Annotated in this window: 19 protein-coding genes and 2 pseudogenes; 15 read left to right on the top strand and 6 right to left on the bottom strand. The window is 72.9% G+C overall.

What is annotated here, in order from left to right:
* The first annotated feature begins 39 nt into the window (after positions 1-39).
* The 10 genes from uvrC (at position 40) to pgi (ending at position 10,932) form a co-directional block, all read left to right on the top strand.
* Entirely contained in the window at positions 40-2,022 is a 1,983-nt protein-coding gene (gene uvrC / locus EMA09_RS04495; protein WP_129839101.1) for an excinuclease ABC subunit UvrC, read from the top strand.
* A gap of 55 nt (positions 2,023-2,077) precedes the next feature.
* On the top strand, positions 2,078-3,025 hold the full coding sequence (gene rapZ / locus EMA09_RS04490; protein ID WP_240796225.1) for an RNase adapter RapZ: 948 nt from the start codon (positions 2,078-2,080) through the stop codon (positions 3,023-3,025).
* Between the two features lie 2 nt (positions 3,026-3,027).
* Complete coding sequence (gene yvcK / locus EMA09_RS04485; protein WP_129839100.1) at positions 3,028-4,092, top strand: uridine diphosphate-N-acetylglucosamine-binding protein YvcK; 1,065 nt, start codon at positions 3,028-3,030, stop codon at positions 4,090-4,092.
* Positions 4,083-5,060, top strand: a complete 978-nt coding sequence (gene whiA, locus EMA09_RS04480; RefSeq protein WP_129839098.1) for a DNA-binding protein WhiA — start codon at positions 4,083-4,085, stop codon at positions 5,058-5,060. The genes yvcK and whiA overlap by 10 nt, the downstream gene beginning before the upstream one ends.
* A gap of 189 nt (positions 5,061-5,249) precedes the next feature.
* Positions 5,250-6,254 carry a type I glyceraldehyde-3-phosphate dehydrogenase gene (gene gap / locus EMA09_RS04475; protein ID WP_129839096.1) on the top strand — a complete coding sequence of 335 codons (1,005 nt, stop codon included), beginning with the start codon at positions 5,250-5,252 and terminating at the stop codon, positions 6,252-6,254.
* 78 nt (positions 6,255-6,332) lie between these two features.
* The gene (locus tag EMA09_RS04470) at positions 6,333-7,541 is read left to right on the top strand and encodes a phosphoglycerate kinase (protein WP_129839094.1); all 1,209 of its coding nucleotides are present in this window, start codon (positions 6,333-6,335) and stop codon (positions 7,539-7,541) included.
* 79 nt (positions 7,542-7,620) lie between these two features.
* Positions 7,621-8,376, top strand: coding sequence for a triose-phosphate isomerase (tpiA, locus tag EMA09_RS04465; RefSeq protein WP_129843827.1), 756 nt, complete (start codon positions 7,621-7,623; stop codon positions 8,374-8,376).
* Between the two features lie 108 nt (positions 8,377-8,484).
* Positions 8,485-8,715, top strand: coding sequence for a preprotein translocase subunit SecG (gene secG / locus EMA09_RS04460; RefSeq protein ID WP_129839092.1), 231 nt, complete (start codon positions 8,485-8,487; stop codon positions 8,713-8,715).
* Positions 8,716-8,822: 107 nt separating this feature from the next.
* On the top strand, positions 8,823-9,158 hold the full coding sequence (locus tag EMA09_RS04455; RefSeq protein ID WP_129839090.1) for an RNA polymerase-binding protein RbpA: 336 nt from the start codon (positions 8,823-8,825) through the stop codon (positions 9,156-9,158).
* A gap of 139 nt (positions 9,159-9,297) precedes the next feature.
* The gene (pgi, locus tag EMA09_RS04450) at positions 9,298-10,932 is read left to right on the top strand and encodes a glucose-6-phosphate isomerase (protein ID WP_129839088.1); all 1,635 of its coding nucleotides are present in this window, start codon (positions 9,298-9,300) and stop codon (positions 10,930-10,932) included.
* Between the two features lie 67 nt (positions 10,933-10,999).
* Here pgi and pgl read toward each other — a convergent pair whose 3' ends face one another.
* From pgl to tkt, 5 genes are read right to left on the bottom strand one after another with little or no spacing between them, the layout of a single operon-like run.
* Positions 11,000-11,740, bottom strand: coding sequence for a 6-phosphogluconolactonase (gene pgl / locus EMA09_RS04445; protein WP_129839086.1), 741 nt, complete (start codon positions 11,738-11,740; stop codon positions 11,000-11,002).
* Positions 11,737-12,909 (bottom strand): glucose-6-phosphate dehydrogenase assembly protein OpcA, encoded by a 1,173-nt coding sequence (gene opcA / locus EMA09_RS04440; RefSeq protein WP_129839084.1) that lies wholly within the window; start codon positions 12,907-12,909, stop codon positions 11,737-11,739. The genes pgl and opcA overlap by 4 nt, the downstream gene beginning before the upstream one ends.
* A complete protein-coding gene (zwf, locus tag EMA09_RS04435; RefSeq protein ID WP_129843826.1) occupies positions 12,906-14,453 on the bottom strand; it encodes a glucose-6-phosphate dehydrogenase in 1,548 nt (515 codons plus the stop codon). The genes opcA and zwf overlap by 4 nt, the downstream gene beginning before the upstream one ends.
* 21 nt (positions 14,454-14,474) lie before the next feature.
* Entirely contained in the window at positions 14,475-15,596 is a 1,122-nt protein-coding gene (tal, locus tag EMA09_RS04430) for a transaldolase (RefSeq protein WP_129839082.1), read from the bottom strand.
* A 53-nt stretch (positions 15,597-15,649) separates the two neighbouring features.
* Positions 15,650-17,728, bottom strand: a complete 2,079-nt coding sequence (gene tkt / locus EMA09_RS04425; protein WP_129839080.1) for a transketolase — start codon at positions 17,726-17,728, stop codon at positions 15,650-15,652.
* Positions 17,729-18,068: 340 nt separating this feature from the next.
* Here tkt and EMA09_RS04420 point away from each other — a divergent pair, with 340 nt between their 5' ends.
* The 3 genes and pseudogenes from EMA09_RS04420 to EMA09_RS04410 all read left to right on the top strand — a co-directional run bounded on the left by EMA09_RS04420 (position 18,069) and on the right by EMA09_RS04410 (position 20,627).
* Positions 18,069-19,028, top strand: coding sequence for a heme o synthase (locus EMA09_RS04420; RefSeq protein WP_206305898.1), 960 nt, complete (start codon positions 18,069-18,071; stop codon positions 19,026-19,028).
* 69 nt (positions 19,029-19,097) lie between these two features.
* The gene (locus EMA09_RS04415) at positions 19,098-19,478 is read left to right on the top strand and encodes a hypothetical protein (RefSeq protein WP_129839076.1); all 381 of its coding nucleotides are present in this window, start codon (positions 19,098-19,100) and stop codon (positions 19,476-19,478) included.
* Between the two features lie 58 nt (positions 19,479-19,536).
* Positions 19,537-20,627, top strand: a pseudogene (locus EMA09_RS04410) (amidohydrolase).
* A gap of 3 nt (positions 20,628-20,630) precedes the next feature.
* Here EMA09_RS04410 and EMA09_RS04405 read toward each other — a convergent pair.
* Positions 20,631-20,864, bottom strand: a pseudogene (locus tag EMA09_RS04405) (alpha/beta hydrolase); the annotation flags it as partial.
* Between the two features lie 75 nt (positions 20,865-20,939).
* Here EMA09_RS04405 and EMA09_RS04400 point away from each other — a divergent pair.
* Both EMA09_RS04400 and EMA09_RS04395 read left to right on the top strand, forming a co-directional pair.
* Positions 20,940-21,398: a GNAT family N-acetyltransferase gene (locus tag EMA09_RS04400; protein ID WP_129839074.1), complete on the top strand. Its 459-nt coding sequence runs from the start codon at positions 20,940-20,942 to the stop codon at positions 21,396-21,398.
* Positions 21,395-21,961, top strand: a complete 567-nt coding sequence (locus tag EMA09_RS04395) for a DUF1697 domain-containing protein (RefSeq protein ID WP_129839072.1) — start codon at positions 21,395-21,397, stop codon at positions 21,959-21,961. The genes EMA09_RS04400 and EMA09_RS04395 overlap by 4 nt, the downstream gene beginning before the upstream one ends.
* Positions 21,962-21,972: the final 11 nt, after the last annotated feature.

The following is a 21,972-nucleotide window of genomic DNA, read 5'->3' as shown; positions in this document are numbered from 1 at the left end:
AGTCACTCGCTGTCAGTCCCGGGCAGTAGGGTTGCGACCATGGCCGATCCCTCGAGCTACCGCCCGGGGCCGGGCGAGATCCCCGACTCGCCGGGCGTCTACCGCTTCCGCGACGAGCACCGCCGCGTGATCTACGTCGGGAAGGCGAAGAGCCTGCGCCAGCGCCTCTCCTCGTACTTCCAGGACATCGGCCACCTCCACCCCCGGACCGCCACGATGGTCACCACCGCCGCCTCCGTGGAGTGGACCGTCGTCGGCACGGAGGTCGAGGCCCTCCAGCTCGAGTACTCCTGGATCAAGGAGTACGACCCCCGCTTCAACGTCAAGTACCGCGACGACAAGAGCTATCCCTCACTCGCCGTCACGATGAACGAGGAGTTCCCCCGCGCCCAGGTGATGCGCGGCCCGAAGCGCAAGGGCGTCCGCTACTTCGGCCCCTACGGGCACGCCTGGGCCATCCGGGAGACCGTCGACCTCCTCCTGCGCGTCTTCCCCATCCGCACCTGCTCCGCCGGGGTCTTCAAACGCGCCGCCGCCATGGGCCGCCCCTGCCTCCTCGGCTACATCGGCAAGTGCTCGGCCCCCTGCACCGGCCGCGTCACCGCCGACGAGCACCGCGAGCTGGCCGAGGAGTTCTGCGACTTCATGGCCGGCCGCACCGGCACCTACCTGCGCCGCCTGGAGGAGCGGATGCGCGAGGCCGCCGAGGAGATGGAGTACGAGCGGGCCGGCCGCCTGCGCGACGACATCGAGGCCCTGCGCCGCGCCATGGAGAAGAACGCGGTCGTCCTCGCCGACGCCACCGACGCCGACCTCATCGCCCTCGCCGAGGACGAGCTGGAGGCCGCCGTCCAGATCTTCCACGTCCGCGGCGGCCGGGTCCGAGGCCAGCGCGGCTGGGTCACCGACAAGGTCGAGCACGTCTCCACCCCCGAGCTGGTCGAGAGCGCCCTCCAGCAGCTCTACGGCGAGGAGCGCGGCGAGGGCGTGCCGAAGGAGGTCCTGGTCCCGGCCCTCCCCGAGCCCGCCGACCCCGTCGCGCAGTGGCTCGGCGAGCGGCGCGGCTCCCGCGTCAGCCTCCGCGTCCCGCAGCGCGGCGACAAGCGCGACCTCATGGCCACCGTCGAGCGCAACGCGCAGCAGGCCCTCGTCCTCCACAAGACGAAGCGCGCCTCCGACCTCACCACCCGCTCCCGCGCCCTGGAGGAGATCGCCGAGGCCCTCGGCCTCGACTCGGCGCCGCTGCGCGTGGAGTGCTTCGACATCTCCCACCTCCAGGGCGACGACGTGGTGGCCTCCATGGTCGTCTTCGAGGACGGCCTCGCCCGCAGGAGCGAGTACCGGCGCTTCCAGATCAAGGGCTTCGCCGGGCAGGACGACGTCCGCTCCATGCACGAGGTCGTCTCCCGCCGCTTCCGCCGCTACCTGAGGGAGCGCGAGCGCACCGGCGAGTGGGCCGTCGAGGAGGCCGTGGACGGCGCGGGGGCCCCGGGCGACGCCCTGCGCGACGAGGAGGGCCGCCCCAGGCGCTTCGCCTACCCGCCGCAGCTCGTCGTCGTGGACGGCGGGCAGCCCCAGGTGGCCGCGGCCCGCCGCGCCATGGACGAGCTGGGCATCGACGACGTGGCCGTCTGCGGCCTCGCCAAGCGCCTGGAGGAGGTGTGGCTGCCCGGCGAGGACGACCCGGTCATCCTGCCGCGCACCAGCGAGGGCCTGTACATGCTCCAGCGCATACGTGACGAGGCACACCGCTTCGCCATCCGTTACCAGCGCGGAAAGCGGTCACAATCGATCAGGAGAAGTCCCCTCGACGCCGTACCCGGGCTCGGGGAGACCCGTAAGAAGGCCCTGCTCACGCACTTCGGCTCGGTCAGGCGGCTGCGCGCCGCCACACCGGAGGAGATCGCCGAGGTTCCGGGCATAGGCCCCAAGACCGCGGAGGCGGTCGCCGCGGCCCTCGCCGGCGCCGCGCCGCCCGCCCCGGCGGTCAACACCGCCACCGGCGAGGTCATGGAGGACTGACGCCGGCGGCCGAACGACGCAGAGTGAGCCGACACACAGGCGGGGGAGCCCCAGCATGGACCGACACACCCGAGATCAGGAACAGACCGCGGCGCCGCCCCAGCCGGCCGCCCAGGCACCCGGCACCGGCGACGACGTGGTCACGACACCCGAGCTGGTCATCATCTCCGGCATGTCCGGAGCCGGCCGCAGCACGGCGGCCAAGTGCCTGGAGGACCTGGGCTGGTTCGTCGTCGACAACCTGCCGCCCGCCCTCATCCCCACCATGGTCGACCTCGGCGCCCGCTCCCAGGGCAACGTCGCCCGCATCGCCGTCGTCGTGGACGTCCGCGGCCGCGGCTTCTTCGACAGCCTCAGGGAGTCCCTGACCGATCTGGAGGCGAAGGGCGTCACCCGCAGGATCGTCTTCCTCGAAGCCTCGGACAACGCCCTGGTCCGGCGCTTCGAGTCGGTCCGCAGGCCCCACCCCCTCCAGGGCGACGGCCGCATCGTGGACGGCATCGCCGCCGAGCGGGACCTCCTGCGCGAGCTGCGCGGCGACGCCGACCTCGTGATCGACACCTCCGCGCTGAACGTCCACGAGCTGCGCGCCAAGATGGACGCCCAGTTCACCGGCGCCGACGAGCCGGAGCTGCGTGCCACCGTCATGTCCTTCGGCTACAAGTACGGCCTCCCCGTGGACGCCGACCACGTCGTCGACTGCCGCTTCCTGCCCAACCCGCACTGGGTCCCCGAGCTGCGCCCCTACACCGGCACCAGCGAGGAGGTCGCCGGCTACGTGTTCAACCAGCCGGGGGCCAAGGAGTTCCTCGACCGGTACGCGGAGCTGCTGAGCCTGATCGCGGCCGGCTACCGCCGCGAGGGCAAGCGGTACGTCACGATCGCCGTCGGCTGCACCGGCGGCAAGCACCGCAGCGTCGCCGTGTCCGAGCGGCTGGCCCGCAGGCTCGCCGCCGAGGGTGTCGAGACCGTCGTCGTCCACCGGGACATGGGGCGCGAATAGGTATGCCACGCAAGGGCGTCCGGCAGGGCCGGACAGCGGGCGGCCGTGACCGCGAGCAGGGCCGGCGCAGCGTCCGGTCGGCCCTGCGCGGCCGGGGCCACGGCGCGCAGCCCAAGGTCGTCGCCCTCGGGGGCGGCATGGGTCTGTCGGCGTCGCTCACCGCGCTGCGCCGGATCACCGGCGACCTGACCGCCGTCGTCACCGTCGCGGACGACGGCGGCTCCAGCGGCCGGCTGCGCGACGAGCTGGGCGTCCTGCCGCCGGGCGACCTGCGCAAGGCCCTCGCCGCGCTGTGCGGCGACGACGAGTGGGGCCGTACCTGGTCCGAGGTGGTCCAGCACCGCTTCACGAGCCGCGGCGCCCTGCACGACCACGCCGTGGGCAACCTCCTGATCGTCGCGCTGTGGGAGCAGCTCGGCGACCATGTGGCCGCGCTCGACCTGGTCGGCAAGCTCCTCGGCGCGCACGGGCGGGTCCTGCCGATGTCCGCCGTCCCGCTGGAGCTGGAGGCCGTCGTGCGCGGTCACGACCCGGAGCGGCCGCACCGGCTCAGCCGGGTGCGGGGCCAGGCGACCGTCGCGCTCACCCCCGGCGAGGTGCGGCGGGTGGTGCTGGTGCCCGCCGATCCCCCCGCCGTGCCGGAGGCCGTGCAGGCGGTCCTTGACGCCGACTGGGTGGTTCTCGGCCCCGGATCGTGGTTCTCCTCGGTGATCCCGCACCTGCTCGTCCCGGACCTGCTCGACGCCCTCGTCACCACCAGGGCACGGCGGGTCCTGTCGCTCAACCTCGCCCCGCAACCAGGGGAAACTGATGGCTTCTCCCCGCAGCGTCATGTGGAGGTTTTGGTACAACACGCCCCTAAACTCGCCTTTGACGTGGTGCTGGCCGACCAGGCCGCCGTTCCGGACCAGCGGAGTCTGCGCGAGGCCGCCGAGCGGCTGGGGGCCGGGGTCGAGCTGGCGCCGGTGGCGGCGCCGGACGGGAGCCCCCGGCACGATCCGGAGCTGCTGGCAGCCGCGTACGACCGTATTTTTCGGATGCATGGAAGGATCGGCCCATGGCGATGACGGCTGCGGTGAAGGACGAGATCTCCCGGCTTCCCGTCACCCGCACCTGCTGCCGCAAGTCGGAGGTGTCGTCGATCCTGCGGTTCGCGGGCGGTCTGCACCTGGTCAGCGGCCGGATCGTGATCGAGGCGGAGCTGGACACGGGCATCGCGGCGCGCAGACTGCGGCGGGACATCCTGGAGATCTTCGGGCACTCGTCGGATCTCGTGGTGATGGCCCCCGGCGGGCTGCGGCGCGGCAGCCGCTACGTCGTGCGGGTCGTCGCGGGCGGTGACCAGCTCGCCCGCCAGACGGGCCTGGTGGACGGCCGGGGGCGCCCGATCCGGGGCCTGCCGCCGCAGGTCGTGTCCGGGGCCACCTGCGACGCGGAGGCGGCCTGGCGCGGCGCGTTCCTGGCCCACGGCTCGCTGACGGAGCCGGGCCGCTCGTCGTCGCTGGAGGTCACCTGCCCCGGCCCCGAGGCCGCGCTCGCCCTGGTCGGCGCCGCCCGCCGGCTCCAGATCGCGGCCAAGGCGCGCGAGGTGCGCAGCGTGGACCGGGTGGTCGTCCGGGACGGTGACGCCATCGGCGCCCTGCTGACGCGGCTCGGCGCGCACGAGTCGGTCCTGGCGTGGGAGGAGCGCCGGATGCGCCGCGAGGTGCGGGCCACCGCCAACCGCCTCGCCAACTTCGACGACGCCAACCTGCGCCGCTCCGCCCGCGCGGCCGTGGCGGCCGGGGCGCGCGTGCAGCGCGCGCTGGAGATCCTGGGCGACGAGGTGCCCGACCACCTCGCAGCGGCGGGCCGGCTGCGCATGGAGCACAAGCAGGCCTCGCTGGAGGAGCTGGGCGCGCTGGCCGAGCCGCCGCTCACGAAGGACGCGGTCGCCGGCCGTATCCGCCGGCTCCTCGCGATGGCCGACAAGCGGGCGCAGGACCTCGGCATCCCCGGTACCGAGTCCAACCTGACCGAGGAAATGGTCGGTTGACGCGGCCGGTCCCGCCGCCTCCGCGGCGGGACCGGCGGGGGGCCGTTCCGCCCCGTTATTCCGGGCCTGACACGGCTGGCCGGTGTCACCGCCGGGACATGGGCGCGGTAGGGTCGGTCGTGGTCGGGGACATCCCATACAGCATCGCCGGTATCCGTTTCGCCGGCGTACCAACGAGGAGATCGGTTCGTGACGATCCGCGTAGGAATCAACGGCTTTGGCCGTATCGGTCGCAACTACTTCCGCGCGCTCCTTGAACAGGGAGCGGATGTCCAGATCGTCGGTGTCAACGACCTGACCGACAACGACACCCTGGTCCACCTGCTCAAGTACGACAGTGTGCTCGGCCGCCTCAAGCAGGAGGTCTCGCACACCGACGACACCATCACGGTCGGCGGCAACACCTTCAAGACGTTCGCCGAGCGCGACCCCGCCGCCCTGCCGTGGGGCGAGGTCGGCGCCGACATCGTCATCGAGTCGACCGGCATCTTCACCAAGCGCGACGACGCCGCCAAGCACCTGGCCGCCGGCGCCAAGAAGGTCCTCATCTCCGCCCCGGCGAAGAACGAGGACATCACCGTCGTCATGGGTGTCAACCACGAGAACTACGACCCGGCCGCGCACGACATCATCTCCAACGCGTCGTGCACGACCAACTGTGTCGCCCCGATGGCCAAGGTCCTCGACGAGAACTTCGGCATCGTCAAGGGTCTGATGACGACCTGCCACGCGTACACGAACGACCAGCGCATCCTCGACTTCCCGCACAAGGACCTGCGCCGCGCCCGTGCCGCCGCGCTGAACATCATCCCGACCAGCACCGGCGCCGCCAAGGCCACCGCCCTGGTCCTGCCGCAGCTCAAGGGCAAGCTGGACGGCATCTCGCTGCGCGTCCCGGTCCCCACCGGCTCCGTCACCGACCTGGTGGTCGAGCTGAACCGCGAGGTCACCAAGGACGAGGTCAACGCCGCGTTCAAGGCCGCGGCCGACGGCGAGCTGAAGGGCCTCCTGGAGTACACCGAGGACCAGATCGTCTCCTCGGACATCGTGAACGAGCCGGCCTCCTGCACCTTCGACTCCTCGCTCACCATGGTGCAGGGCAACCAGGTCAAGATCGTCGGCTGGTACGACAACGAGTGGGGCTACTCGAACCGCCTCGTGGACCTCACGGTCTACGTCGGCGAGCGGCTCTGATCCGTCCCCCTCAGCAGGGCTCGCAGGGCGCGCGCGGCGCGCGCTGCGGGCCTTGCGCCACTTCAGGAGTCACCCACCATGAAGACGATTGACGACCTCCAGGTCGCCGGCCGCAGGGTCTTCGTCCGCGCCGACCTGAACGTCCCGCTGTCCGACGGGACCATCACCGACGACGGCCGTATCCGCGCCGTCGTCCCGACGATCGCCCGGCTCGCCGAGGCCGGCGCCCGTGTGATCGTCGCCTCGCACCTGGGCCGCCCCAAGGGCGCCCCCGAGGCCCGCTACTCCCTCGCCCCCGTCGCCCGGCGGCTCGGCGAGCTCCTCGGCCGCCCGGTCGCCTTCGCCGGCGACACGGTGGGCGACAGCGCCCGCGCCACCGTCGCCGGCCTCGCCGACGGCGAGGTCGCCCTGCTGGAGAACCTGCGCTTCAACCCCGGCGAGACCAGCAAGGACGACGCCGAGCGCGGCGCCTTCGCCGACGACCTGGCCGCCCTCGCCGACCTCTACGTCGGGGACGGCTTCGGCGCCGTGCACCGCAAGCACGCCTCGGTGTACGACCTCCCCGCCCGCCTGCCCCACGCCGCCGGCGGCCTCATCGCCACCGAGGTCGGCGTCCTGCGCAAGCTCACCGACGACGTGGCGCGCCCGTACGCGGTCGTCCTCGGCGGCGCGAAGGTCTCCGACAAGCTCGGCGTCATCGGCCACCTGCTGGAGCGGGCCGACCGCATCCTGATCGGCGGCGGCATGGCGTACACCTTCCTCGCGGCCCAGGGCCACGAGGTCGGCGACTCGCTCCTCCAGGAGGACCAGATCCCCGCGGTCCGCGCCTACCTGGCGAAGGCGGCCGAGCGCGGCGTCGAGTTCGTGCTGCCGGTGGACGTCGTGGCCGCCGAGCAGTTCCCCGACCTCTCGGCCAAGACCCCCGCGAACCCGGTGGTCGTCGCGGCCGACAAGCTCACCCCCGGGCTCCAGGGCCTCGACATCGGCCCCGAGACGCAGCGCCTCTACGCGGCGAAGCTGGCCGACGCGGCCACGGTCTTCTGGAACGGCCCGATGGGCGTCTTCGAGCACCCGGACTTCGCCGGCGGCACGCGGGCACTCGCGCAGGCACTCGTGGACACCCCCGCGTTCACCGTCGTGGGCGGCGGCGACTCGGCCGCCGCGGTGCGCATCCTCGGCTTCGACGAGGCGGCCTTCGGCCACATCTCGACGGGCGGCGGCGCGAGCCTGGAGTACCTGGAGGGCAAGGAACTGCCGGGTCTGGCCGCGCTCGGGGACAGCGAGTGAACGTCCGGGCACCACACGGTTCCGGGCGAGACGAAGCGATGAGGAAGGGCACAGCGTGACCGGCGCACGTACCCCGCTGATGGCGGGCAACTGGAAGATGAACCTCAACCACCTGGAGGCCATCGCTCACGTCCAGAAGCTCGCCTTCGGCCTGTCGGACAAGGACTACGAGGCCGTCGAGGTCGCGGTGCTGCCGCCGTTCACCGACCTGCGGTCCGTGCAGACCCTGGTCGACGGCGACAAACTGAAGATCAAGTACGGCGCGCAGGACATCTCGGCCTACGACTCGGGTGCCTACACCGGCGAGGTCTCCGGCGTGATGCTGGCCAAGCTGAACTGCGCCTACGCCGTCGTCGGCCACTCGGAGCGCCGCCAGTACCACGGCGAGGGCGACGAGATCTGCAACGCCAAGGTCAAGGCGGCCTACCGGCACGGGATCACCCCGATCCTGTGCGTCGGCGAGCCCCTGGACGTCCGCAAGGCGGGCACGCACGTCGCGCACACGCTCGCGCAGCTCGACGGCGCGCTCAAGGACATCCCGGCCGAGCAGGCGGCGTCGATCGTGATCGCGTACGAGCCGGTCTGGGCCATCGGCACCGGCGAGGTGGCCACGCCCGACGACGCGCAGGAGGTGTGCGCGGCGATCCGGCGGCGCCTCGGCGAGCTGTACGACGAGGCGCTCGCCGACGGCGTGCGCATCCAGTACGGCGGGTCCGTCAAGGCGGGCAACGTCGCGGCGATCATGGCGCAGCCGGACGTGGACGGCGCGCTGGTCGGCGGGGCCGCGCTGGACGCGGACGAGTTCGTGAAGATCGTCCGGTTCCGCGACCAGTAAGGGCGGCGGTACGCTGTCGGGGGCCGGGGCGGGCGGCGCGATCCGCGTGCTCCGGCCCCGTGGTCCCACGGAAACGAATGTCCGCCCGTTGAGAGAGTTGGTCCAGTCGTGGAAACGGCGTTCCAGATCGCGCTGATCGTCTTCAGCATCCTGTTGGCGCTTCTGGTGCTCATGCACAAGGGGAAGGGCGGCGGCCTCTCCGACATGTTCGGCGGCGGCATGCAGTCGTCGGTGGGCGGCTCGTCGGTCGCCGAGCGGAACCTCGACCGCATCACCGTCGTCGTGGGTCTCATCTGGTGCGGGATCATCGTGGTCCTCGGCCTCCTGATGAAGTCCTAGCGCGCCCGTGGCGGGTCCCGCCAAGTCAGTAACTCCCAGCACTGGACGTGCGTTGAGCCTTGCATAGACTGAGGGCTTCGCAGGATGGCAGGCAGGGAGTTACGACCGTGGCAGGTGGCAACGCGATCCGGGGCAGCCGGGTCGGGGCGGGGCCCATGGGTGAGGCCGAGCGCGGTGAGTCCGCGCCCCGGCTGAGGGTCTCCTTCTGGTGCGCGAACGGGCACGAGACACAGCCCAGCTTCGCCAGCGACGCACAGATCCCGGACACCTGGGACTGTCCGCGCTGCGGATTCCCGGCGGGCACGGAGCGCGAGGCTCCACCGGCACCGCCGCGTACCGAGCCCTACAAGACGCACCTCGCGTACGTCCGTGAGCGCCGCAGTGATGCCGACGGCGAGGCCATCCTGGCCGAGGCGCTGGCGAAGCTGCGGGGCGAGATCTGACCGATCACCCGGGTCACCGGCCCGGGCACCGGAACCGTCATGGTCCGGTGCCCGGGCCTCTCGCGTCCCGGGGCTGGGTGATCGACTAGCGTGATCCCGTACCCGAGGACGGACGCGGAAGCACCCTGGTGAGGACGGTATGAGGCTCGATCGCACGGCTGAGTGGAAGGCGCTGGCGCAGCACCGCGAGGCGCTGGGGGAGGTGCGTCTCCGGGAGCTGTTCGACGCGGATCCGTCGCGTGCGGAGCGGTTGTCGGTGTCGGTGGGTGATCTGTATGTGGATTATTCGAAGCATCTGGTGACGGGGGAGACGCTGGGGTTGTTGGGGCGTCTGGCGGAGGCGCGGGGTGTGGCGTCGTTGCGGGATGCGATGTTCCGTGGTGAGCGGATCAATGTGACGGAGGACCGGGCGGTGCTGCACACGGCGTTGCGTGCGCCGCGTGACGCGGTGGTGGAGGTGGACGGGGAGAACGTCGTGCCGGCCGTCCACGCCGTGCTCGACCGTATGGGAGACTTCGCGGACCGTGTGCGGTCGGGGGAGTGGACCGGCCACACCGGCGAGCGCATCGACACCGTGGTGAACATCGGCATCGGCGGCTCGGACCTGGGTCCTGCGATGGCGTACGAGGCGCTGCGGCCGTATGCGGACCGGCGGCTGGACGTGCGGTTCGTTTCCAACGTGGACGGGTCCGACCTGCACGAGGCGCTGCTCGGTGCCGACCCGGCACGGACGCTGTTCATCGTCGCGTCGAAGACGTTCACGACCGTCGAGACGATCACCAACGCGGTCTCGGCGCGGGAGTGGCTGCTCTCGGCCCCGGGGGCGGGGCCGGAGGCGGTGGCGCGGCACTTCGTCGCCGTGTCGACGAACGCGGAGGAGGTGGGGCGGTTCGGGATCGACACGGCGAACATGTTCGGGTTCTGGGACTGGGTGGGGGGCCGGTATTCGTTCGATTCGGCGATCGGGTTGTCGTTGATGATCGCGATCGGTCCGGAGGCGTTCGGGGAGTTGCTGGCGGGGTTCCGGTTGGTGGACGAGCATTTCCGGTCGGCGCCGTTGGGTGAGAATGTTCCGGTGATTCTGGGGTTGTTGGGGGTGTGGTACGGGGCGTTCTTCGGGGCGCAGGCGCATGCGGTGCTTCCGTACAGTCATTATTTGTCGCGTTTTCCGGCGTATTTGCAGCAGTTGGACATGGAGTCGAACGGCAAGTCGGTGACGCGTGAGGGTGAGCCGGTGGGGTGGGACACGGGTCCTGTGGTGTGGGGGACGCCGGGGACGAATGGTCAGCACGCGTATTTCCAGTTGTTGCATCAGGGGACGCGGGTGGTGCCGGCGGATCTGATCGGGTTCGCGCGGCCGGTGCCGGGGGTGGAGGGGCGGCTTGCTGCGCAGCATGATCTGTTGATGGCGAACATGTTCGCGCAGGGTCAGGCGTTGGCGTTCGGGAAGTCGGCGGACGAGGTGCGGGGGGAGGGTGTGGCGGAGGAGTTGGTGCCGCATCGGACGTTCGGGGGGAATCGTCCGACGACGACGGTGCTGGCGGATCGGTTGACGCCGTCGGTGTTGGGGCAGTTGGTGGCGTTGTACGAGCACAAGGTGTTCGTGCAGGGTGCGGTGTGGGGGATCGATTCGTTCGATCAGTGGGGTGTGGAGCTGGGGAAGGTGCTGGCGCGGCGGGTGGAGCCGGCGTTGACGGAGGGCGCGGACGTACCGGGCCTGGACGCCTCGACCACCGCCCTCGTCCACCACTACAGCACCCTCAGGGGGCAGTAGGAGCGCGAGCGGACACGACGACGGCGCCCGGGCAGAAGCCGCCCGGGCGCCGTCGTGTACGGCAGGGTCAGAGCGCCAGACGTGCCGCCGCGGCGGTGTCCAGCAGCCACAGCGTCCGCGTCAGGCCGAACGCGCCGGCCGCCGGGGCCTCGGCCTCGCCCGGCGCGGCGAGCGCCGTCGCGACCGCGTCCGCCTTGTCCTCGCCCGCGGCGAGCAGCCACACCTCGCGCGCCGTGCGGATCGTCGGCAGCGTCATCGTGACGCGGGTCGCCGGCGGCTTCGGCGCCTCGCGGACCGCGATCACCGTGCGGTCGGTCTCCCGCACACCCGCCATGCCCGGGAAGAGCGACGCCACATGCGTGTCCGGGCCGACACCGAGCAGCAGCACGTCGAACGGGTCGGCCGCCGACGCCAGCTCCGCCGCGTACGCCTCGGCCGCGGCCTCCACGTCCACGCCGTAGGGGCCGTGAGACGGCGGCATCGGGTGCACCCGGTCCGGGTCGAGCGGCACCGCGTCGAGCAGCGCCTCACGGGCCTGCAGGTGGTTGCGCTCGGGGTCGTCCCCGGGGACGAACCGCTCGTCGCCCCACCACACGTCGAGGCGGCCCCAGTCCACCGCGTCACGGGCGGGGGAGGCGGCGACCGCGGCGAGGAGACCGTTGCCGTTGCGGCCGCCCGTCAGGACCACGGAGGCGGAGCCCCGCGCCGCCTGCGCGTCCACCAGGGCCGTGATCAGCCGCGCGGCGACCGCCTTCGCCATCAGGTCCTTGTCGCGGTGGACCACGACCTGCCGTACCGGTGCCGTCATGACTCCTGCTTCTTCCCGCCGGACCGCGCCCCCTGACGGCCGCCCGAGCGCGCCGCGGACTTCCCGCCCGGCTTCTTCTCCCCGGACTTCCCGTCCGACCGCACCCGGGCCGTGGCCCGGGGCGCGGACTCCTCCGACGCGGCCGACGCCTTGGGCGCGGACTTCCGCGCACCGCCCCGGCCGGCCGCGGCCTTCTTCCCCGCGGGCGCGACGGCGCCGGCCGCCCCCGCGGGCGCGGCCCCCGGCGGCGCGTCGAGCCGGCCGAGGCCGTGCCGCACGGTCATGGCGTACGTCTCGTCCGGGTCGAGACGGCGCAGCTCCTCGGCGATCAGCTCGGCCGTCGAACGCCGGTGCAGCGCCACGTGCCGGTCCGGCTGGCCCGGCACCGCGAGGGTGGCGAGCGCGCCGTTCGGCCGGTCCAGGCAGATCACGCCGTCCTCGGTGATCAGCCGCACCGCCGTGAGACCGGGACCCGGCGACACCGTCCGCTCCACCGGGACGGCCAGGCGCTCCGCCAGCCAAAGGGCCAGCAGCTCCGTGCTCGGGTTGTACTCCTCGCCCTCGACCTCGGCCGCCGTCACCCGGGAGTGCTTCTGGTCGAGCGCCGCCGCCAGCACGCTGCGCCAGGGCGTGATCCGCGTCCACGCGAGGTCCGTGTCGCCCGGCGCGTACACCTCCGCCCGGGACACCAGCGCCGCCACCGGATCCTCCGTCGCCGACGCGTCCGTGATGCGGCGCTGCGCCAGCGTGCCCAGCAGGTCGTCCGCCGGGTGCGCCGGGGCGTCCTCGGGCCACCACACGACGACCGGCGCGTCCGGCAGCAGCAGCGGCAGGACGACGCTGTACGCGTGCGCGGACAGCTCGCCGTGCAGCCGCAGCAGGACCGTCTCGCCGTTGCCCGCCTCGCCGCCCACCCGGACCTCGGCGTCGAGCCGCGCGCCCGCCCGCTCCCGGGGGGAGCGGCCCGGCCGCTTGATGACGACGAGGATGCGCGAGGGGTGCTCCTTGGACGCCTCGCTCGCCGCCTTCAGGGCGTCGTAGTGGTTCCCCTCGTCGGTGACGATGACGAGGGTCAGCACCATGCCGACCGCCGCGCCGACGGCGCGGCGGCCCTCGACGAGCGCCGTGTTGATCCGGGCGGATGTCGTGTCGGTGAGATCGATGTTCATGGCCGGCGCCAGCTCCGTCCGTCTCGTGCGAGCATCTCGTCCGCCTCCGCCGGCCCCCAGGACCCGGCGGCGTACGGGGCGGGCCTGCCGTGCCGCGCCCAGAACGCCTCCACCGGGTCGAGGATCTCCCAGGACCGCTCGACCTCCTGGTGGCGGGGGAAGAGGTTCGCGTCGCCGAGGAGCACATCCAGCAGCAGCCGCTCGTACGCCTCGGGGCTGGACTCCGTGAACGACTCGCCGTACGCGAAGTCCATCGACACGTCCCGGATCTCCATCTGCGTGCCCGGGACCTTGGAGCCGAACCTGACGGTGACGCCCTCGTCCGGCTGGACGCGGATGACGAGGGCGTTGTGCCCGAGCTCCTGCGTCTCCGTGGCGCCGAAGGGCGAGTACGGGGCGCGCTGGAACACCACCGCGATCTCCGTGACGCGCCGCCCGAGGCGCTTGCCGGTGCGCAGGTAGAACGGCACGCCGGCCCAGCGCCGGTTGTCGATCTCCAGCTTCACCGCCGCGTAGGTGTCGGTCACCGACTGGGGGTCGATGCCCTCCTCCTCCAGGTAGCCGAGGACCTTCTCGCCGCCCTGCCACCCGGCCGTGTACTGGCCGCGCACGGTGTGCCGGGCCAGGTCGGCGGGGAGCTGCACGGCCGAGAGGACCTTCAGCTTCTCCGTCACCAGCGCGTCCGCGTCGAACGACGCCGGCTCCTCCATCGCGGTGAGGGCGAGGAGCTGGAGGAGGTGGTTCTGGATGACGTCGCGGGCCGACCCGATGCCGTCGTAGTAGCCGGCGCGGCCGCCGATGCCGATGTCCTCGGCCATCGTGATCTGCACGTGGTCGACGTAGCCGCGGTTCCAGATCGGCTCGAACATCGTGTTGGCGAAGCGGAGCGCCAGGATGTTCTGGACGGTCTCCTTGCCGAGGTAGTGGTCGATCCGGAAGACCTCGGCCGGCGGGAACACCTCGTGGACGATGGCGTTCAGCTCCTGCGCGGACGCCAGGTCGCGGCCGAACGGCTTCTCGATCACCGCGCGCCGCCACGAGCCGGGCGGCGGCTCGGACAGCCCGTGCTTCTTGAGCTGCTCCACCACCGTCGGGAAGAACTTCGGCGGCACCGACAGGTAGAACGCGAAGTTCCCGCCGGTGCCGTGCGCCTTGTCCAGCTCCTCCATCGTGTCGCGCAGGGTGGTGAACGCCTGGTCGTCCCCGAACTCGCCGGGCACGAACCGCATCCCCTCCGCGAGCTGCCGCCACACCTCCTCGCGGAACGGCGTGCGCGCGTACTGCTTCACCGAGTCGTGCACGACCGTGGCGAAGTCCTCGTCCTCCCAGTCGCGGCGGGCGAAGCCCACCAGGGAGAACCCCGGCGGCAGCAGCCCCCGGTTGGACAGGTCGTACACCGCCGGCATCAGCTTCTTGCGGGACAGGTCACCGGTGACCCCGAAGATCACCAGGCCCGAGGGCCCGGCGATCCTCGGGAGCCGCCGGTCCTGCGTGCTGCGCAGCGGGTTGGTGAACCCGGCCCGCCGCGCGCCGCCGCGCTGCATGGAGCCCTCGCCCACCGCGGCTCAGTCCTTCCCGGACCCGGAAAGCCGCTCCAGCTCCGCCTGGGTGGACTCGAGCAGCCCGTTCCACGCGGTCTCGAACTTCTCGACGCCCTCGTCCTCGAGGACCTGGACGACGTCGTCGTAGTCGACGCCGACGCCGGCCAGGGCGTCCAGGTCGGCGCGCGCCTGCTCGTAGGTGCCGCGGATCGTGTCACCCGTGATCTCGCCGTGGTCCTCGGTCGCGCGCAGCGTCGGCTCGGGCATCGTGTTGACGGTGCCCGGGGCCACGAGGTCCGTCACGTACAGGGTGTCCTTGTACGCCGGGTCCTTCACGCCGGTGGACGCCCACAGGGGGCGCTGCGTGTTGGCGCCGTCGCGCTCCAGGGCCTGCCAGCGGTCCGCGGCGACGACCTCCTCGTACGCCTGGTAGGCGAGGCGGGCGTTGGCCAGGGCCGCCCTGCCGCGCAGCGCCGTGGCCTCGGGGGTGCCGATGGCGTCCAGGCGCTTGTCGATCTCGGTGTCCACGCGGGACACGAAGAACGAGGCGACCGAGTAGATCTCGGACAGGTCGAGACCCCGGGCCTTCGCCTGCTCGAGACCGGCCTGGTAGGCGTCCATCACCTCGCGGTAGCGCTGGAGCGAGAAGATCAGCGTGACGTTCACGCTGATGCCGCGGCCGATCGTCTCGGTGATGGCGGGCAGCCCGGCGCGGGTGGCCGGGATCTTGATGAAGGTGTTGGGCCGGTCCACGAGCCAGGCGAGCTGCTTGGCCTCGGCGACGGTGGCGCGCGTGTCGTGCGCGAGGCGGGGGTCCACCTCGATCGACACGCGGCCGTCGAGACCGCCGGTCGCCTCGTACACCGGGCGCAGCACGTCGGCCGCGTCGCGGACGTCGGCGGTGGTGATCATGCGCACCGCCTCCTCCACCGTCACGCGGCGGGCGGCCAGGTCGGCGAGCTGCTCGTCGTAGCCGGAGCCCTCGGAGATGGCCTTCTGGAAGATGGACGGGTTCGTCGTCACGCCCACCACGTGCTGCTGGTCGAGGAGTTCGCCGAGGTTGCCGGAGCTGATCCGGCCGCGCGACAGGTCGTCCAGCCAGATGGCCACACCCTCGTCGGAGAGGCGCTTGAGTGCGTCGGTCATGGGAATCGCGTCTCCTGCTGTGTGTCGTACAGGTCGTGTCGGGTGTATCCGGTTCAGCGCTCGGCGTCGGCGAGGGATTCCCGCGCCGCCTGCGCGACGGCCTCGGGCGTGATCCCGAACTCCCGGTAGAGCGTCTTGTAGTCGGCCGAGGCGCCGAAGTGCTCCAGCGAGACGACACGCCCGGCCCCGCCGACGTAACGGTGCCAGGTCAGGCCGATGCCCGCCTCGACCGCCACGCGGGCGCCGACGCCCGGCAGCAGCACGTGGTCCCGGTACGCGCGGTCCTGCTCGTCGAACCACTCGGCGCACGGCATCGACACGACCCGCGTCGGCACGCCCTCGGCCTGGAGCGCCTCGCGCGCGGCGAGGGCGAGGTGCACCTCCGAGCCGGTGCCGATGAGGATGACGCGGGGCTCGCCGCCCTCCGCCTCGGTGTGGATGTAACCGCCCTTGGCCGCGTCGTCGTTGGGCGCGTAGGTGGGGACGTTCTGCCGGGTGAGGGCCAGACCGTGCGGCGCGGGCGCGGTGGAGTGGCGCTTCAGGATCTCGCGCCAGGCGATCGCCGTCTCGTTCGCGTCGGCGGGCCGGACGATGTTCAGGCCGGGGATGGCACGCAGGGCGGCCAGGTGCTCCACGGGCTGGTGCGTCGGGCCGTCCTCGCCGAGGCCGATCGAGTCGTGCGTCCACACGTACGTCACCGGCAGCTTCATCAGCGCGGCGAGCCGCACGGCGGGGCGCATGTAGTCGGAGAACACGAGGAACGTGCCGCCGTACACGCGGGTGTTGCCGTGGAGGGCGATGCCGTTCATCGCGGAACCCATGGCGTGCTCGCGGATGCCGAAGTGGACGGTCCTGCCGTACGGGTCGGCGCTGGAGAGCGGGTTGCCCTCGGGCAGGAACGACGACGACGCGTCGATCGTCGTGTTGTTGGAGCCGGCGAGGTCGGCCGAGCCGCCCCACAGCTCCGGCAGGACCGCGCCGAGCTTCTTCAGCACCTCGCCGGACGCCTTGCGGGTCGCGACGTCCGTGCCCGCGTCGAACACGGGCAGGGCCTTCTCCCAGCCCTCCGGCAGCTCGCCCGCCCGGATCCGGTCGAACGCGGCGGCGCGCTCCGGGTTGGCGGCGCGCCAGGACTCGAACCGCTTCGTCCACTCCTCGTGGGCGGCACGGCCGCGCTCCACCGCGCCGCGCGCGTGCGCGAGGACGGCGTCGTCGACGGCGAAGTGCTCCTCCGGGTCGAAGCCGAGGACCCGCTTGGTGGCGGCCACCTCGTCCGCGCCGAGCGCGGAGCCGTGCGCGGCCTCGGTGTTCTGCGCGGAGGGGGCCGGCCACGCGATGATCGACCGGGCGGCGATGATCGACGGCCTGCCGGTCTCCGCCCTGGCGGCGGCGAACGCCTCGTACAGGGCGGCCGGGTCGAGGTCGCCGTCGTCCTTCGGGGCCACGCGCTGCACGTGCCAGCCGTACGCCTCGAACCGGCCGAGGACGTCCTCGGAGAACGCGGTCGCCGTGTCGCCCTCGATGGAGATGTGGTTGTCGTCGTAGAGGAGGACGAGGTTGCCGAGCTTCTGGTGGCCGGCGAGGGACGCGGCCTCGGCGGCGACGCCCTCCTGCAGGCAGCCGTCGCCCGCGACGCACCAGACGGTGTGGTCGAACGGGGAGTCGCCGGCCGCCGCCTCCGGGTCGAACAGACCGCGCTCGTAGCGGGCCGCCATGGCCATGCCGACCGCGTTGGCGACACCCTGGCCGAGCGGCCCGGTCGTCGTCTCGACACCCACCGTGTGGCCGTACTCCGGGTGGCCGGGCGTACGGCTGCCCCAGGTGCGGAACGCCTTGAGGTCGTCGAGCTCCAGACCGTAACCGGCGAGGTAGAGCTGGATGTACAGCGTCAGGCTCGTGTGGCCCACGGACAGCACGAAGCGGTCACGGCCCGCCCAGTCCGGGTCGGACGGGTCGTGCTGCATGAGCTTCTGGAAGATCACGTACGCGGCCGGCGCGAGGCTCATGGCCGTGCCCGGGTGGCCGTTGCCCACCTTCTGCACGGCATCCGCGGCCAGGACACGGGCGGTGTCCACGACCCGCTGGTCCAGGTCGGTCCATTCGAGGTCTGAGGTGGTCGGCTTGCTGCTCACCCTGCGTCAGGGCTCCTCTCCGCGTCTGTCAGGCCGGTGACGGGACCGCTCCGCCTGGCGGCGGAGTACGGCTCACCGGGCCGTCCCGAGCCTACCTGGGAGGGCTCACCCACCCGGGGGACAGCCCCGCCGTCCGCCACTCCAGGGTGCCCCAGACCACGCCGCCCGGCACGCCGACTTCCCCGGGGGGCGGCGACAAGCCGCGTAAGTCGGGCGTCTAGAGTGACGGGGTGTGCGCGAACTCCCACCCGGCCCGGGTCACCGGCCGGACACCGCGTCCGCGTGCCAGCCGGCGGCGCGAACCCGCGCCGACGTCGCCCAACCAGTCGTACAACCAGGGGTGTCCGTGACGGCCGTCGATTCCCGTCCCGTCGCCCGGCTCCGCCGGGGCGGTCCGGACCATGGGGCAGCCGCGTCAGCGGGCGCCCGGGTCAAGGCGTACGTCGCGCTGACGAAACCGCGCATCATCGAGCTGCTCCTGATCACGACCGTCCCGGTGATGTTCCTCGCCGAGGGCGGCGTGCCCGACCTGTGGCTCGTGCTCGCGACCTGCGCCGGCGGCTACCTCTCCGCCGGCGGCGCGAACGCGCTCAACATGTACATCGACCGCGACATCGACGCGCTGATGCACCGGACGCGGAACCGCCCGCTCGTCACGGGTGTGCTGCGGCCCGCCGAGGGCCTGGTCTTCGGCCTCGTGCTCGCCGTCGTCTCCACCCTGTGGTTCGGCCTGCTCGTCAACTGGATGTCCGCCGCGCTGTCGCTGGGCGCGCTGCTCTTCTACGTCGTCGGGTACACGATGCTGCTGAAGCGCAGGACCGCGCAGAACATCGTGTGGGGCGGGATCGCCGGCTGCCTGCCGGTGTTCATCGGCTGGTCGTCGGTCACGGGGACCGTCTCGTGGGGCGCGGTCGTGCTGTTCCTCGTCATGTTCTTCTGGACGCCCCCGCACTACTGGCCCCTGTCGATGAAGACCAAGGACGACTACGAGCGGGTCGGCGTGCCGATGCTGCCGGTCGTCGCGGGGAACCTCGTGGTGGCCCGGCAGATCGTGGTCTACAGCTGGGTGATGGTCGCCGTCTCGCTGCTGCTGTGGCCCCTCGGGTACGCCGGCTGGTTCTACACGGCGGTCGCCGCGGTCGCGGGCATCTGGTGGCTGTGGGAGGCGCACGCGCTCCAGGCGCGCGCCCGGGCGGGTGAACAGGGCGCGAAGCTCAAGGAGATGCGCCTGTTCCACTGGTCGATCACCTACGTCTCGCTGGTGTTCCTCGCCGTTGCGATCGACCCGTTCGTCTCCTGAGCCGGGCGGCGCGCCGGTTGGCGGAAACGCCGCGGGCGGTCCCGGATACCCGGAAGTAGCATGAGCCGTATGGCTGACACGGAAGAGCAGGTTCCGGCGCCCGGCGATCCGGCCGCTGCGGGTCCGTCGGGGCGCGAGGTGGAGCGCCTCGCGCGGCGTGTGCGGGCCTTCACCGGGGCGCACGGTGGCGCGGACGGCGCCGAGGCCCAGATCGCGTACCTCGGCACCCGCGGCCACCGGCTCGTCATCGTCGGCGCCGACGGCGCGTGGGGCGACGTGGTGGCGGCCGACCGGGACGCCCTGGAGGGCGCGGCCGTCCGCGCCGGGGTCGCGCTGCGCCCCGCCCTCGACGGGGAGACGGCCGGCCGGCTCCGCACGGGGCCGTACGAATGGTCGCGCATGGCCGGGCTCCAGCTCGGCGGTGGGCGGCCGGGCGGCGCGGACGCCTGAGCGCGGGGTGGGCCGACACCTGTCAGCGGTTTCGCACGTGAGGGGGGACAAGCGCGTGATGTCCCGGACGACCCCGGTCGATCTCGTGGACCAGTACAGCCACGGGGTGCTGCACGGGGAGCTGGGTCTCGGCGCCTTCGAACGGCATCTCGCGGCGGCCTCCGGGGTGCGCGGCGGCGGCTTCGGCCGGGGGTTCGGCGGCAGCTTCTTCGACTCGCGCGTCGGGCTCGCCGTACGCCGGTGGTGCCCGCCGATCCTCGGGCTCGACCCGCACGTCCCGGCCGTCCGCTACCTGGCGCGCCGTCGTGAACTGGGGGCGTACGCGGCGGGCCGCGCGCTCCTGCGGGCCACCGGGATCCGGGTCCTCCTCGTCGGGACCGGGCCGGAGGCGGGCACCGAACGGCCGGCACGGGACGACGAGGCCGTCACGACCGTCCCGAGCTGGCGTCGGCCGCGGGCGGGCGTGCCCTCGAACTGACGGACCTCTCCGCGCTCGCCGCCCGGGCCGCCGGCACGGCGGGCGGCGCCGCCGCCCTTCTGGAGGACATGGCGGAGGCCCTGGTCGCCGCGGCCCGCGGGTCGGCCGCCTTCGTCTGCGACGCGGACGGCCTCGGCGCCGGACGGCCGGGGCCGGCGGCCGTGCGCCGCGCGGCGGGCCGCTGGCTCGCCGACCCGGACCGGCCGCGGCGGCCGGGCCCGGTGCTCTCCGGGCACCTGCTGTGGAGCGCGCTCGCGACCGGGCGGCCCGTCCAGCTGCGCTGCGGCGACCCGGCCCGGCTCACGCCGCTGCTGCACGCCACGGCGGGCGCCGGCACGATCGTCCTCATGCCGGAGCGGCCCCACCACCGTGCCGCGGCCCGGCTCGCGGCGGCCTTCCCCCACGTCTACGCGGACGTGGGACCCGAGCCGGCGGAGACGCTGGCCGAGGCGCCGTTCGGGAAGCTGCTGTTCTCCACGGGCGCCGGCACCCTGCCCGAACTGCATGTGGTGCGGGTGCGGCAGTTCCAGCAGGCGCTGGACCGCGTGCTGACGGCATGGGTGGACGACGGCGACTGCGGCCCGGCCGACGCGCGCCGCGTCGCTGCCCTGGTCGGGGGCGGCACGGCACGCCGCGTCTACCGCCTGGACGCCGGCACCGGGGGCGCGTGACGCTCAGCCCGCGGCTGCGTCCCCGCCCGAGAGGAACGGGCGCAGCAGCGCGAGCAGGGCGCGCGGCCGGTGCAGCGGGATGATGTGGCCGCAGTCCCGCAGGACGTGCCCGGTCACGTCGTCCGCGACGGGGCGGAGCTGCCGTTCCAGCGCCGCGCCGACGGGCCGGGCGCCCAGCGCCGTCGCCGGCACGGTCAGGCGCGCGCCGGAGATCGGCCGCAACAACCGTCTCGCGGACGGCGCGGACCCGGGCGACGGCGGTCCGAACGGCACGGCGTCCGGCTCCGCCGGACGGGCGATAGTCTGACGATCATGACGGATTGGGTGTTCCGGCCGGCCGCCGCTGCGGATGTCGAAGCGGTGGCCGAGCTGCGTGCCGTGGTGCTGCGCGCGGACCTGGAGCGGCTCGGGCGCTACGACGAGCGGCGGGTGCGGCAGCGTCTCCGGGACGGCTTCGAACCCGAGCACACGCGGGTGATCGAGGTGGACGGCGCGTTCGCCGGCTGCGTCGCGCTGCGCCCGGACGGCGACGCGCACCGGCTGGAGCACTTCTACCTGGCCCCCGCCGCGCAGGGCCGCGGCATCGGTACGGCCGTGCTGCGCGCACTCCTCGACCGCTGCGACCGCGAGGGCGTGCGGGTCCGGCTGAACGTCCTGCGGGGCAGCCCGGCCCGGCGGCTGTACGAACGGCACGGGTTCGTGCCGGAGAGCGAGGACCCGGTGGACGTCTTCATGGTGCGCGGCGCACGTGGCCCGGTGACCGCCGCATGACGGCGATGTACGCGGCCCTGCTGCGCGGCGTCAACGTGGGCGGCGCCAAGCGGCTGCCGATGCCCGTGCTCCGGGAGATCCTGACGGACCTCGGCCACGGCTCGGTGCGCACGCACCTCAACAGCGGCAACGCCGTCTTCGCCGGTGACGCGGACGGCGGGGACGGCGAGGACGCGGAGGGCGCGCTCGCCGCGGGCATCGAGGACGCGATCGAACGGCGCCTCGGCTTCCGCGTCGCCTGCCTGGTGCGCGGCGGGGCGTACCTGCGTGCGGTCCACGACGCCTGCCCGTTCCCCGCCGGCGAGTCGGCGGGCAGGCACCTGCACGCCGTGTTCGGCTCCGGGCCGCTCACCGCCGAGCGCTTCGCGTCCGTCGATCCGGCGGCGTACCGGCCCGAGGAGTTCCGCATCGGTGACCGGGTGCTCTACCTGTACGCCCCGGACGGGCTCGGGGTCTCGCGCCTCGCCCCCGCCCTTCAGCGCCCGGCGCTGCTGAAGGGCGTCGAGGTCACCTCGCGCAACTGGAACACCGTGCGGGCGCTCGTGGAGCTGACCGGCTCCTGAGCGCGACGGCG

It is taken from the genome of Streptomyces sp. RFCAC02, assembly GCF_004193175.1.
Classification (GTDB): domain Bacteria; phylum Actinomycetota; class Actinomycetes; order Streptomycetales; family Streptomycetaceae; genus Streptomyces.
The sequence above is the reverse complement of the archived record's forward strand: the minus strand, read 5'-3'. Positions and strand labels throughout refer to the sequence as shown.